Origin of the sequence: Mycolicibacterium wolinskyi str. Jessa 2025 (assembly GCF_049241375.1) — a bacterium.
Taxonomy (GTDB): Bacteria; Actinomycetota; Actinomycetes; order Mycobacteriales; family Mycobacteriaceae; genus Mycobacterium; species Mycobacterium wolinskyi.
In genome coordinates this window covers 1,010,470-1,022,418 of sequence record NZ_CP185960.1, presented here as the reverse complement: position 1 = coordinate 1,022,418, position 11,949 = coordinate 1,010,470, and the positions used below count along the sequence as shown (strand labels likewise).

Genomic DNA, 11,949 nt, shown 5'->3' with positions numbered 1-11,949 from the left:
CATGCTGGGCACCAAAACCAAGCAAGACACCCTCGTGTTGGCGATCGGCCAAACCTGGGTGGCCACCTTCTTTCCGCGCCCCGGATCGGTGTTCTCACCCGGCACCACCGCCGAGTGCATCATCACCGACCCGGCCGGGGGTGTGCTGGCCACCTGGCAACCGGCGATGGTCACCGAAGGCCGCATCGACTTCATCGTCGCGCCCGACGATCACGCCGAGATCCCGCACGGCTCCTACTACCGGGTGACCGCGCACTATCCCGCACTCGGGCCCCGGCCGCCGATCGACGACAACCTCTCACGCGGATCGGTGGTGCGCGACGACAACCCGACCCCGCTGGCCATGCCCCGCACCACCAACATCGCACTGTCGTTCGCCGACTCGATGAACGGCCCCGAAGTCGACCCGGCCTGGGTGCGCGTCGGTACGTGGGGCAAAACCAAGATCTGGGACAACAGCGCCCTCGGCTTGCCGAACGCAATGTCGGCCGACTTCGCCCTGTTCGACAAGGGCGTAGCCCGCTACCGCGCGCAGACCAACCAGAACGCCGTCAAGGTGGAGGTACAGACGATCCTGGCACTGGCGACGGGCGGGCGGGCCACGGTGATCGTCGCGGCAAACCAGAGCCTCACGTCCTGGGTCGGCCTGCAGTTCGAACACGGCCTGCTCGCCGCCGATCGCCAGATCCACATCGTGACCGGCACCAGCCCCGTCGACTACGAGATACAGGACTCGGTCGCCAACACCGTCGCCAACAACGACCGCTACACGTTCATCTATGACGACCTGGCCGATAAGTACCTGGTGTACAAGGGAACCGACCTGAGCACACCCATGGTGCAGTGGGCCGACGACGCCCACGACATCCCGCACGGCAACGGCTACCGCTACCCGGCACTGCTGTTCCAATCCGCCCTACTCACCACCGGAATCCAGCTTTCCGGCTGGTCGATCAAGGACAACTAGGTGACCGCACCTGGCGGGCCCAGCGGGTTCAACTCCGTCAACCGCTGGCCCATCACTGGCGGCGTCGTCGGCGGCGAAACCTCACCCGCGCACCTGGTTGAGCGCACACAGGAATACATCGTCGGCGTGCTCAAAGAGCGCGCCAAGACCAGCCCCGGATGGACGCCGCTACCGGCGAAATTCATTGACAACCTGGTCAAGTGGCTGGGCGGGGTGCTCAACCTGCCCGACCCGGTTGAGCAGGATCTGATCAATTTCCTGACCGGCAAATGGGATTCGATCTCGTTTCTGGCCGAGCTGTTCGGCGGCATCGACTTCGACAACCCGCCGACCCCCGAAGAGGTGTGGCGTCAGGTCAAGATCAACGCCGCCAACCTGGTCGGGCAGATCCGCGCCGCGCTACTCGGCCCGCTCGGCGTCGGCAAGATCACCGACGAGATTCAAACACTGTTGCACGAGGGCGGTTTCGACGACCCGGTCACGATTCCGGCCGCAGCCGACGGCATCACCCACGACGCGACCGACGGCGCCCCGGGCTCCGACCCGCTCGGGTGCGCGCGGGTCCAATGCAACGGCACCTACAAAATGCGGTGGACCGATCCCATCGAGGTTGGCAAGGGATGGTCGCTGAAGGCCGGCGCCGACGTGAAATATGAGTCACTGGCCGCCGTTGCCGGGTCGCACGCCGTGCGCATCGAACTGATGCCCTACCACGGCCCATCGTCACCACAACCCGAAATACTGATGGCGTCCGACGAATCACCCTCTGGCACAGTGCCATGGGGCGAATTGGACGCTGGGCCAACCTATGTTGTGCCGTCTGGCGTCACGCATGTGGCGCTCGGTTGGGGGACAACGGAATCCGCGACCGGTGGCGTGGTCAAGTTCGACAACGTCTACCTCGACTCCATCGAGAAGCTGCCGCAGTCGTTCACCAAGGATCTGCCCGAGGACCTGCTGACGCTCTGGAATGGGCTGGGTGGCTTGGTCGATCAGCTGCTGACGCGACTCGGTATCGAGCCGGTCGGTGACCTGTTCGACAGAATCTTCGACCTGTCCGACGAAATCGAGTGGATTCGCGACCGCGCCGACGAGGGATTCCAAGACGCGGCCCAGGCGCTGGCCAATCTCAATGCGTTGGCCACCAACCTGCTGACGAATCCGGCGTCGGTATTAGGCACGATCACACAAGGCATGGTCGCCGGCCTGACCGATATCGCGACACAAGCCAATCAGATCATCGACATTCTCGCCGGCAACATCGTGACGCCGATCAACGAAGCGGTGCAGGCAGTCAAAGACTGGTTCAATCAGTGGTTCGGCGGCGGCTCATCGACAGCGATCCCCTTGTCGCAGAAAGGCGCTGCAAACGGCGTCGCCCCGCTCGCCGCGAATGGCCGCGTCTCCTACGCCTACCTGCCCGCTGACCTCGTGCCCACCGAAGGCGCGGAGATACCGCACTACACCCTGACTTTGGCGACAAACGTGGCCGTGCCCCACGCGATCGAGACAGCGCTATCAGGTTGGGAGCAGAAGAGCAGCGGCGACGAAGTGGTATTCGATGACGCCACCAACACCCGCTGGCAGTTCCCCACTTCCGCACCAGACGGTTGGTGGGACGTGGAATCTGCTGTGGTATGGGAGGACTCAGCCACCGGTGCGCGGCAATCCGGGCTGACCAGAACGCTGGCCGACACCTCGACACTGCTGGTGCGCGGCGACGCGGCCCACGCGTCAGCATTCGGGCTGTGGACCCCGGCCAACAACCTGAACACGACCGTCGACGTGACCGACACCGGCGCGCTTCACGACAATGACAAGTTCCAAATGAAGGTGTGGCAGGACTCCGGTTCACCGCAGAACGTACTGGCAGCCGGCACCTATGTGCGTGCCGTCTATCGCGGTGAGCGGTTGCCCGACTTCGATATCGGCGAACCTGTCGAATACGACAACCGCGGTGCCGGAGGCACCGCCAGCAGCAGCGTCACCGGCACGTTCTCGACCAGCTGGACACATGAATGCAGCGGGACCGATCGCGCCGTCATCGTGTTCGTGCGTGCCACCTACGACGAGGACGTGAACCTTGCCGTCTCGGCGACATACGACGGAGTGCCCATGACGGTGGCAATCGCTCCACCCGCCCATTTGTTCTCGTCGGACTATCGGCGTGCTCTGGCATTCATCCTGCTCGACCCGCCCACCGGGGAGAAAACCGTCACGGTCACGGGCTCACACATCGGCGCGGCCGGCGGACGAACACTTGCCGCGAACTCCGTCTCCTACACCGGTGTCGGCGGATATGACGCATACAGCGTCGCCGGCTTCTCGACGTTGCTCGCGCAGGGAGTCAATTCGGTCACCAACCGCCGTGTGGCGCAGGCGTTCTTCTCGCTGCACCCGAACGGTTTCAACACCGACTACAGCCAGACCGCCCGGTTCGGATTCGCGTCCTCCGGACTGCGGACCATCACGGCCGGAGACGCACCCGGTGCGCCATCGGTGACCTTCCAATCGACAGCGCCGAGCAACATCAACTGGCGCGCGATCGCCGTCGACCTCCACAGCGCTTAACCATCACTGAGGGAGGTGACAAAACAATGCCCTGGACGCCTACTCCGGCCGCTCCTGAGCGGGCGCACCGGGCGGCGTGGTTTCCCTCGCCCCGCGCCCCCGAACCGCGCCCGCATCGGCCCGCCTGGTTTCCGCGATACCGCGTCACGGCCAGCGACGAAGGCATCGGCCGCGACGACGCACTGATCCTGCCTCGGCTGGCAGTCGCAGATACCGGCCTCGGGAGCGACCAAGCCGCGCTGTCGCGGATCGCGGGCCAACAGCTCAGCGACGCCGGGATCGGCACCGACTCCGGTCTCATCGTGCCCCGCCTTGCCGTCGCCGACGCGGGCGCAGGAGCTGACACCGGTCGACCTGGTGCCTATGGCTGGGAGCGGGCCGCAGGGTCTGACAGCGGGCTCGTGGTGCCCCGGTTCGCCGCCGTCGACCAGGCCGCCGGGGTCGATCTGCTTACCGATCTGCGGGTGGTGCTGCCGCCAGTGGCAGATACCGGGTGCGGGGCCGATACTGCGCTCGCCGGATTCAGCCCCCACGCTGCGATACGCGCCGACTACACCGTCCCCGGCGACTACACCTACCGGATTCCGGTCTGGTGCCGTTTCATCGACGTCGCCGTCCTGGGGCCCGGTGGCGGCGGCGCGGGTGGCGGCTGGGCCATCGCGGGTGCCGGTGGCGAAGGCGGCGGCTGGGTGTGGGTCACCCTCGAACGGGGCGTCGACATTCCCTGGTCGCTGATCGCCCTGCTTGTGACGGTCGGAGTGGGCGGTCTCGGCGGGGCCGGTGGTGCCTCGCCACTCAATGGCGGGTCGGGACAAAGCGCATCGGCGGTCACCGCGCCAGGCGTCGGGACACTCACCGCCCCCATCGGGGCGGGCGGCGGCAACTGGGGCAGCGGCGGGCAGAGCGGCGGCGCAGCTCGGGGCGGAAACACCAACGGCGGCAAGGACGTCACGATCGACGGCGAACTGTACGTCGGCGGCGCGGCGTCCACCAGCGGCAGCGGCGCCCCCGGTAACCCGCCCGGTGGCGGTGGGCGCGGCGGCGGCGCGGTGCCGTTCATCGGAGCCAACGGCGGCAAGGGCGGGGACGGCTCCGCGCATTTCCGAGCACGACAGTGAACGAGAGGGGCACCACACCGTGACACCAGAAGACCGGCTCGACGCGGCCGAATCCACCGTCGACGAGCTCGACCCCACACACCCCAACTACGCCGCGCTGCATGCGCTCGTCGCGATCGGCCGATTCGTCCAACACATCCACCAGCACATCACGCAGGAGACATCCAATGGCACAGTCTGAATACCAAGCCGCCCACCGCCGCGCCGCAGCATCGGCGATCTGCGCGCTGGGCAACCGGATCGGGCTCTACGCCGGGGCCACCCGCGTCGGCACCGTTTTCGCCGACACCACCTGGGGCACTGCGGCCGACATCACCGAAGCGGTTGACCCGACCCAACCGGTCGACCCGGTCGAAAACCCCGAAGTGCCGAAGGCGATCGTGCCCGGCTCGCAGGTCATGATTTCGGTCGCGGCCAACACCGTGGACGACGGCACGATCATCGACCGATACGGCGTGCACAACGGCTCCACCCTGCTGCGCACCGCGCCGCTACAGATCGCAATGATTATCAACGACGGCTCGCAGGCCTTCCAGGTCAATGTCACCCCGTCGTTCAAGTACCGGGGCGAATAATGCTGCGCGCATTGCTATCTCGGCTGGACGCCTACGCCACCGACGACCCGGATTTCAATGAAGGCCACCCCGAAGACCGCTGCCCACTGTGTGAGAAGCCGGTGGTCGATCACCCGTGCTGGCGACACCGCGCCTGCGCCGCCCTCGAAATGCTCGCCGATCGGCTGCAGCTGCCATGAAGAAACGCCTGATCCACGACGCCGCCGTCGTGGCCTGCTGCTGTGTCCTGTCCCTGATCCTGGCCGCCGCGATCTTCGTCATTGGCATCGAGATCGCCGACGGCCACGAAGACATCGTCGTCTAGCTCGCACGCACCAAAACCAAAGGGGGAAACCACGAATGCCTGACCAATTCATCGTCACCGGAGACCTGCGCGGCCTGGTCAACGGAAGCAAGATCAGCGGACTGGGCCACATCACCAGCAATGTCCGCGCCATCGCCGTCAGCGACAGCACCGTCGGCTATATTCCCGACCGCGGCGAATTCAAAATCGTCAACGGGATTCTGCAACAAAAGGATTCAGCGCAACCGATCGTGCTCACGTCGGCAAGTCCTGACCTGGGTATCGACGGCGAACTGCAATACACGTTCACGTTCCGCATTCAAGGCCTCGACCTGCCCGCCGTCACGATCACCGCACCCGCTGACGACACCCCGGTCAACCTGGTCGCCAACATGCCGGTGACACCGGTCGGGGCCACACCCATCACGCGGGGCCCGCAAGGCGTGCAGGGCGCGCCGGGGCCTGCCACCACACTGCTGGGTCCACGCGTGGTGTTCCACGGTGATTCGGTCACCGCCAACGGCATCGGCACTGACACGGCCGGAAACCAGGACCGCGCCCGGTCCTGGACCACCGAGTTCGTGGCGCTGTCGATGGGGCGGCTGAACTACGTGCGCAACGCGGCCGTGGCAGGCCACCGATCCGATCAGCTGCTGGCCGCCTTCGACACCGCCGTCGCCCCGTACGCGCCCAACTGGGTGCTGCTGTCGGTCGGCGTCAACGATGTGCTGCAGGGCATCGAGATGTCGGTGTGGCTGGCCAACCTCGATGCCTACCTGACCAAGTGCCGCGCCATCGGCGCAGAGCTCGTCGTCGGCGCGGTCTGGCCGATCGCCGACACGCCCCAACACATCACCACCGTGCTCGCCTGGAACGCCGCCCTCTACGCGTGGGGCGCGGCCAACGGCGTCACGATCGTGCCGTGGGACCGGCTCGCCGATCCGACCACCGGCGGGTGGCCCGCGTCGTGGACCGCCGACGGCATCCACCCCACCCTGGCCGACAGCTACAGCCAGATCGGCGCGTTCGGGTGGGATTTCCTGGCACCCAAGGTTGGCCCCGGCCCAGCGGTGCGCCGCGCGGTGTCCAACAGCGAATCCGCCCTGACGAACGGGTTTTTCACCACCAAGACCGCCGTCCTCGGTGTCCCGCACACGCTGTCGGCGACCCCGGCGACAACGGCCGGCTCGTTGGGCGCGGGCACCTACAGCTACAAGGTGACCTCGCGCGGCAACTACGGCGAAAGCCTGCCCGCCACCATCGCCGACGCCGTGCTGTCGGCCACCGGCCAGATCACCGTGGCCGCCACCGCCGCCAGTGGCTCACGGGGCGTCAACATCTACCGCAAGGGCCCCGGCGACACCGACTGGAAATTCGTGCGCTACCAGGCCAACGGCACCGGCAGCTGGGTCGACGACGGCACCGTCACCCCCGGCGCGCCGATGACCGGCGTCGACACCTCCCAGGGCCCAGCAGGCTTGCTGCGCAACAGCTCCACCGCCCTGCACGCCATCGACGGTCAATCCGTATTCGCCGAACCCGGCATACGCGGCAACGTGGTACGGCTGCGGTCCTCGGGGATCGTTGACGGCGATTACGTCGCCATCAACGTCACCCCCGGCCAAAAGGTCAGCTTCTCGTGCCTGCTGCGGGCGCCTGGCCAACGGATCGGCGATCGTCGCGCTGCGGTGGCGCTCAGGCACCAACGGCAGCGGCACACTGGTCAGCCAGCTCTACCTGTACCGCCAGATCGCCACCGCTGGCCGCTGGCGACTCGTGCACATCGACGACGCGATCGTGCCTGCCGGTGTCGGCAGTGTGCGCGTGTCATGGGAATTCGACGACACCACCCTGAGCTACATCGACACCGCTGAAGCCCGCGTCGCCATAGGCGCAGCGGCCTAACCCCCACACCCGACCTCTCACCACCCGGGCACCGCGCGGTGTCCGGGTGGTTGTCATGCCCGATGAACGGAGCCACCCATGGCCATCAGATGTAGCCCGATGAAAGCGGGCACCTACACCCTCTCGTCCGGGTTCGGAATGCGGTGGGGCCAAATGCACCGCGGCCTGGACTTCGCCGCCAAAGACGGCACACCGATCTATGCCGCCCAAGGCGGCACCGTCCAATACATCGGCCCCGCCGACGGATTCGGCCAGTGGATCGTGATCGACCACCCCGCCGCCGACGGCGCAGGAACCACCGTCTACGGCCACATGTGGAACGCATTCGCCACCGGCCTCAAGCGGGGTCAACGCGTCGAAGCCGGTCAGCTCATCGCCTACGTCGGCGCAAACGGCAAGAGCACCGGCCCACACCTGCACTTCGAAGTGCACCCCACCGTCTGGCGGAAAGGCAGCCAGATCGACCCCAAGCCGTGGCTGGTCGGCGCACGCGAACCCGGTGCCGCCCCGCCCGTGCCATCCAACCCGCCAACCGGAGGAACCATGATTCTCGCCGACCCGATCACCAAACCGCTGTGGACGCGGGCGAACCGCTACGCGCCGCGCGGTATGCCATCGCCGATGTGGATCGCCTGCCACACCAGCGAATCCCGCAGCCGTGCAGTCAATCTCCGCAACTTCTGCGAGAACAACAGCGTCAGCTACAACCGCATCGTCGACGACATCGACATCGTCGGGATGGTCCGCGACTCCGACGCGCCCTGGGCGGCGGTCGGCGCGAACAAGTACGCCTACCACATCTGCTGGTCGTGGTCGTTCGCGTCCTGGTCGCGTGAGCAGTGGCTAGACCCCAATCCCAGCGACGGGTTCGACGAACGCAACGCACTTCGATTGGGAGCCAAGCAGATCGCGTTCTGGATCCAGCAATCCCGCGCAGCGGGCCGCGCGATCCCGGTCGAATGGATCGGCGGGCGCAACCGGCCACCGTGGGGACTCAACGGCATCTGCGGACACGTCGACTTCGGCCAGTGGGGCGGCGGGCACACCGACCCCGGCGTGAACTTCCCCGTCAACACGCTGCTGTCCGATGTCCGCGAGTTCCTGACCGGCCAACCACAACCGCCCATCGTCTCCCCGCCGCCAGTCGTCAAACCGGGCACCAACCCCGACCGCTACGCCGATTGGATGCTCTACCAAGGCAACCCGAGCAACAACATCGACCGGGTACGCGCGGTGCAACGCCGCCTCAAGTACGCCTACGACGAGTATGCCGGTCACCTGGCCATCGACGGCGACTTCGGCCCGCTGACCCGCATGGCCGTCGAAGAATTCCAACGCCGCTCCAAGCTCATCGCCGACGGCATCGTCGGCCCCATGACCGCCGCCGCCCTCAAGCCCTGAAAGGACACACACCGAAATGACCTGGGCACCACCATCGAACGTCGGCGACACCGACCCGCTGATCTCCGACGCGAAAGAGATCCTGGACAACTACAAGTACGGCCAGGCGCTCAAGCCCGAGAAGGCAGCGGGCGGCTACACCGACACCTACACCGCCGAGTTCGGCGACGCGCTACGCGGCTACGGGCCAGCGGTCAACGAACAAATCCGCAAGGGCCAGCGCCAAACCCCCTACATCAGTGCCGCCGCACTGACAGGCGTATTCGACTGGACTGTCAAGTCGCAGATGGGATTTCTCGACACACCAGTAACCCCGCCTGTCGTCGCGCACCGGCCCATCTACATTTTCTCGGCCCCCGGCTCCGGGGCGAAAAACGATGTCGGCCCCGGCAACGACCTCGGCGTATGGGCGCAGGACGTGCTCAAGATCAACCACCGCCGACTCGTCTACCCGATCGGCGGCTACCTCGGCGCGCTGGGCGGCGACCCCGGCCTGAGCTACATCGAGGTCATCGCCGCCCTGGACGCCGACCTCGAGCGCCAGATCGAACAGGCCCTGCGCGATGAAGGCCTCGACCCCGACAACCCCGACACGTGGGCCGACACCGACATCGAGTTCTGGTTCACCGCCTACAGCCAAAGCGCCGACGGCATCAAAAAGGCCGTCGCCCGACTGTTCGGTGACGGCGGGCGATTCGAGAAACTGCGCAGCCGCATCAACGGCCTGATTCTCTACGGCGACCCGTCGCGCCGACGCGGCCCCGTCAAGCGCGGCGCGGGCGTAGAAGGCTACAACCCGAAGGGCTGGGGCATCGCCCGCTACGAAGGCCCCGCATGGCTCGAAGCGCTCACCTACTCGATCACCACCAACGGCGACATGTACGCCTGCGCCGAAGATGACACCCTGCTGGCCGGGTTCTACCGGTGGTTCATCGCGGCCGAAACCTCACTGAGCTTCGTGGCGTTCTCCGCAGGCATCGTCATCCCCGCCATCGCCAGCTACCTCGGGATCGTCGGCCCGCTCATCGGCGGCGTGTTCGGCAACGCTGGCGCGCAGATCGTCAGCATGGCAACAGGTGTCGGGATACCGTTCCTGACAAAGGTTCTCAGCACCGGAGCGGTGGAGGACCCCTACGTCACGCAGCTGCGCAACGACCTGTCCGCACAGGGCCTGCTCACCCTCGGCGGCATCACGCGGGTGATCAAGACGCTGGCCGCGCTACCCGGCGTCGACACCCACAACCGTTACTGGGAGCCCCGGCCGGAATTCGGCGGCCGCACCGGCATCCAAGTCGGCTGCGACATCATGGCCGCATTCCGTCGCTAGCGCGAAAACTGTTGCACACCAACGAGATACGCGCTACGCTATAATCACAACAGCACAGGGGCCGGGGACCGCTCGGAACGCCTACGAGATCCACACAGATGGATGCACCGGTGAGGTAACCACTCCAAGTGTCCGCTCAAGTCCCCCGCCCCTGTCTGTTGTTCCACACTCTCCCCAGCCCCCGGAAAGCTCCGGGGGCTGAATCGTTTTCAGCCCCATCCACCGAAAGGACGTTCCCGTCATGCGTATCAAAATCGGCAAGAAGTACTACCGCCCCAGCGAGATCCGCAAGTTCGGTGTCGCGGCCGCCGCCACCGTCGGCGCAGTGGCGACCTCGGCCATGGAGACCTTCACCACCTGGATACCGCAAGGGTGGGTCGGCGGCATCGCCAGCGGCATCGCATTCGTCGGCGCAGTCGGCGTGTTCCTGACCAAGAACGCCGACCGGATCGACGCCGCCGACAGCCTCGGCGAATGACCTGGCGGCTTGTCCGCGCCGACGCACTACAGCTCGTCCAGCTCTACCTGCTGGCCATCGCTGTGGTGCGCGGCGTCGACTACATGATGACGCCCTCCGGGTCCTCGGAAGTACTCAACTTCATCGAACGGGCCGCACCACTGTGGCTGTGGGCGCTGGCGTTCATCGCGGCCGGGCTCGTCGGCCTGGCCGGGGAATGGTGGATGAGCTTCGGGGCAAGCCAGCTGCGCTGGCTGGCCTCCTACATCGCCCACACCGTGCTCGTCGGCCTCTACACAGCAGTCGGGCTCGGCGCGCTGATCGAAATACTCGAACGAGACCCGCTCTACGGGTTCCGAACACCCTTCGAATGGATCTTCATCGCAACGGTGCACGCCGTTTTCGTTCGACGGAGGGAGCGTGCCTGAACACGACCGCGCGCTGCTCTCCCAACTGCCCCCGTGGACGCTCTATGCGCTCGCCGTGCTGGTCGTCCTGGCCTACGCCCTACCCCGGATCGCCGAGGCGTCCGAGGGGCTCGCGAAACTCATGGGACCCGTCGGCCGGTACTGGCGAAAGCGCGGGCTGGAACGGGCCAAGAAACGCGACGACGAGGTCCAGGCCGAAGCCAAGCAGCTGGCAAAACAGATCGTCGCCGAGGTCACGCCACCCCCACCACCCGACTACGCCGAGATGGGCCGGCGCGTAGCCAACATGGAGAGGCGAGTCAAAGCCCTCGAAGGGTCCGAACAGGTCCAGCGGGCATTCATCGTCTACGACGCCGAATGGCACTTCAACGACGAACTGAAGGCCGTCGGCCGACCCGAATGCGCCCCCGCACCACGACTATCGTTCGACCGCTTCGAAACCCTATGGCGCAGCGGCTGGCGACCCGGCGAACCCATACCCGACGGATAACCCGCGCACTCGCGACAAGAGCCGCCCCCGGCCCCCAGGGGGCGGCTCTTTCCGTGTCTACTCACCCAGTTCCGAAGACAAACGCGCCTGGGGCCGTCTGCCACAACAGGTTTTCGCCGTCATAGGTCACGTCGACTGATATCTCGCGCTCAGCGCCGTCTCTACTACGAACGGTGGCTAGGCCCTTGTATTGATTCCCCGACGACTCGATCAAAGTGACTTTGTCGATGCGCACGTACGGCAGCTTGGGGTCCATGTCGATCTTGTGTTGCATTACGCGTTGCACTTCGCGGGCGAGTTCATCGTTGCCCATTTTCGATGCGCACCCGACCCCCGCAAACGCCACGATGCAGGCCAGTACAGCAAGCGCACGGCTCATGGATCGGGATCGTACTGCCATTCCGCCGGTGGCGACACAGAATCTCCG

14 protein-coding genes are annotated in these 11,949 nt (G+C 66.2%); 13 read left to right on the top strand and 1 reads right to left on the bottom strand.

The window, feature by feature from the left end; translation table 11 throughout:
- Position 1 precedes the first annotated feature (1 nt).
- From ACOI2T_RS05070 to ACOI2T_RS05010, 13 genes are all read left to right on the top strand, one after another.
- Positions 2-967 carry an LtfC-like domain-containing protein gene (locus ACOI2T_RS05070; RefSeq protein ID WP_409503831.1) on the top strand — a complete coding sequence of 322 codons (966 nt, stop codon included), beginning with the start codon at positions 2-4 and terminating at the stop codon, positions 965-967.
- Entirely contained in the window at positions 968-3,538 is a 2,571-nt protein-coding gene (locus ACOI2T_RS05065) for a hypothetical protein (protein WP_409503832.1), read from the top strand.
- A 26-nt stretch (positions 3,539-3,564) separates the two neighbouring features.
- Complete coding sequence (locus ACOI2T_RS05060) at positions 3,565-4,656, top strand: glycine-rich domain-containing protein (protein WP_409503833.1); 1,092 nt, start codon at positions 3,565-3,567, stop codon at positions 4,654-4,656.
- A gap of 19 nt (positions 4,657-4,675) precedes the next feature.
- Positions 4,676-4,837, top strand: a complete 162-nt coding sequence (locus ACOI2T_RS05055; protein WP_409503834.1) for a hypothetical protein — start codon at positions 4,676-4,678, stop codon at positions 4,835-4,837.
- On the top strand, positions 4,824-5,231 hold the full coding sequence (locus ACOI2T_RS05050) for a hypothetical protein (protein WP_409503835.1): 408 nt from the start codon (positions 4,824-4,826) through the stop codon (positions 5,229-5,231). The genes ACOI2T_RS05055 and ACOI2T_RS05050 overlap by 14 nt, the downstream gene beginning before the upstream one ends.
- The gene (locus tag ACOI2T_RS05045; protein WP_409503836.1) at positions 5,231-5,410 is read left to right on the top strand and encodes a hypothetical protein; all 180 of its coding nucleotides are present in this window, start codon (positions 5,231-5,233) and stop codon (positions 5,408-5,410) included. The genes ACOI2T_RS05050 and ACOI2T_RS05045 overlap by 1 nt, the downstream gene beginning before the upstream one ends.
- The gene (locus ACOI2T_RS05040) at positions 5,407-5,535 is read left to right on the top strand and encodes a hypothetical protein (protein WP_409503837.1); all 129 of its coding nucleotides are present in this window, start codon (positions 5,407-5,409) and stop codon (positions 5,533-5,535) included. The genes ACOI2T_RS05045 and ACOI2T_RS05040 overlap by 4 nt, the downstream gene beginning before the upstream one ends.
- A 35-nt stretch (positions 5,536-5,570) precedes the next feature.
- Positions 5,571-7,388 carry a GDSL-type esterase/lipase family protein gene (locus ACOI2T_RS05035; RefSeq protein ID WP_409503838.1) on the top strand — a complete coding sequence of 606 codons (1,818 nt, stop codon included), beginning with the start codon at positions 5,571-5,573 and terminating at the stop codon, positions 7,386-7,388.
- A 109-nt stretch (positions 7,389-7,497) separates the two neighbouring features.
- Positions 7,498-8,820, top strand: a complete 1,323-nt coding sequence (locus tag ACOI2T_RS05030; protein ID WP_409503839.1) for a peptidoglycan-binding M23 family metallopeptidase — start codon at positions 7,498-7,500, stop codon at positions 8,818-8,820.
- A gap of 16 nt (positions 8,821-8,836) precedes the next feature.
- A complete protein-coding gene (locus tag ACOI2T_RS05025) occupies positions 8,837-10,147 on the top strand; it encodes a peptidoglycan-binding protein (RefSeq protein ID WP_409503840.1) in 1,311 nt (436 codons plus the stop codon).
- Positions 10,148-10,388: 241 nt separating this feature from the next.
- Positions 10,389-10,625: a hypothetical protein gene (locus ACOI2T_RS05020; protein ID WP_409503841.1), complete on the top strand. Its 237-nt coding sequence runs from the start codon at positions 10,389-10,391 to the stop codon at positions 10,623-10,625.
- Positions 10,622-11,032 (top strand): hypothetical protein, encoded by a 411-nt coding sequence (locus ACOI2T_RS05015; protein ID WP_409503842.1) that lies wholly within the window; start codon positions 10,622-10,624, stop codon positions 11,030-11,032. The genes ACOI2T_RS05020 and ACOI2T_RS05015 overlap by 4 nt, the downstream gene beginning before the upstream one ends.
- A complete protein-coding gene (locus ACOI2T_RS05010) occupies positions 11,025-11,522 on the top strand; it encodes a hypothetical protein (RefSeq protein ID WP_409503843.1) in 498 nt (165 codons plus the stop codon). The genes ACOI2T_RS05015 and ACOI2T_RS05010 overlap by 8 nt, the downstream gene beginning before the upstream one ends.
- A 61-nt stretch (positions 11,523-11,583) precedes the next feature.
- Here ACOI2T_RS05010 and ACOI2T_RS05005 read toward each other — a convergent pair whose 3' ends face one another.
- Positions 11,584-11,901 (bottom strand): hypothetical protein, encoded by a 318-nt coding sequence (locus ACOI2T_RS05005; RefSeq protein WP_409503844.1) that lies wholly within the window; start codon positions 11,899-11,901, stop codon positions 11,584-11,586.
- Positions 11,902-11,949 lie beyond the last annotated feature (48 nt).

What these genes read in the sequence shown, in the direction of transcription:
- ACOI2T_RS05070 (WP_409503831.1), top strand. Translation starts at nt 2, where the DNA reads ATGCTGGGCACCAAAACCAAGCAAGACACCCTCGTGTTGGCGATCGGC.
- ACOI2T_RS05060 (WP_409503833.1), top strand. Translation starts at nt 3,565, where the DNA reads ATGCCCTGGACGCCTACTCCGGCCGCTCCTGAGCGGGCGCACCGGGCG.
- ACOI2T_RS05050 (WP_409503835.1), top strand. Translation starts at nt 4,824, where the DNA reads ATGGCACAGTCTGAATACCAAGCCGCCCACCGCCGCGCCGCAGCATCG.
- ACOI2T_RS05045 (WP_409503836.1), top strand. Translation starts at nt 5,231, where the DNA reads ATGCTGCGCGCATTGCTATCTCGGCTGGACGCCTACGCCACCGACGAC.
- ACOI2T_RS05040 (WP_409503837.1), top strand. Translation starts at nt 5,407, where the DNA reads ATGAAGAAACGCCTGATCCACGACGCCGCCGTCGTGGCCTGCTGCTGT.
- ACOI2T_RS05035 (WP_409503838.1), top strand. Translation starts at nt 5,571, where the DNA reads ATGCCTGACCAATTCATCGTCACCGGAGACCTGCGCGGCCTGGTCAAC.
- ACOI2T_RS05030 (WP_409503839.1), top strand. Translation starts at nt 7,498, where the DNA reads ATGGCCATCAGATGTAGCCCGATGAAAGCGGGCACCTACACCCTCTCG.
- ACOI2T_RS05025 (WP_409503840.1), top strand. Translation starts at nt 8,837, where the DNA reads ATGACCTGGGCACCACCATCGAACGTCGGCGACACCGACCCGCTGATC.
- ACOI2T_RS05020 (WP_409503841.1), top strand. Translation starts at nt 10,389, where the DNA reads ATGCGTATCAAAATCGGCAAGAAGTACTACCGCCCCAGCGAGATCCGC.
- ACOI2T_RS05015 (WP_409503842.1), top strand. Translation starts at nt 10,622, where the DNA reads ATGACCTGGCGGCTTGTCCGCGCCGACGCACTACAGCTCGTCCAGCTC.
- ACOI2T_RS05005 (WP_409503844.1), bottom strand. Translation starts at nt 11,901, where the DNA reads ATGAGCCGTGCGCTTGCTGTACTGGCCTGCATCGTGGCGTTTGCGGGG.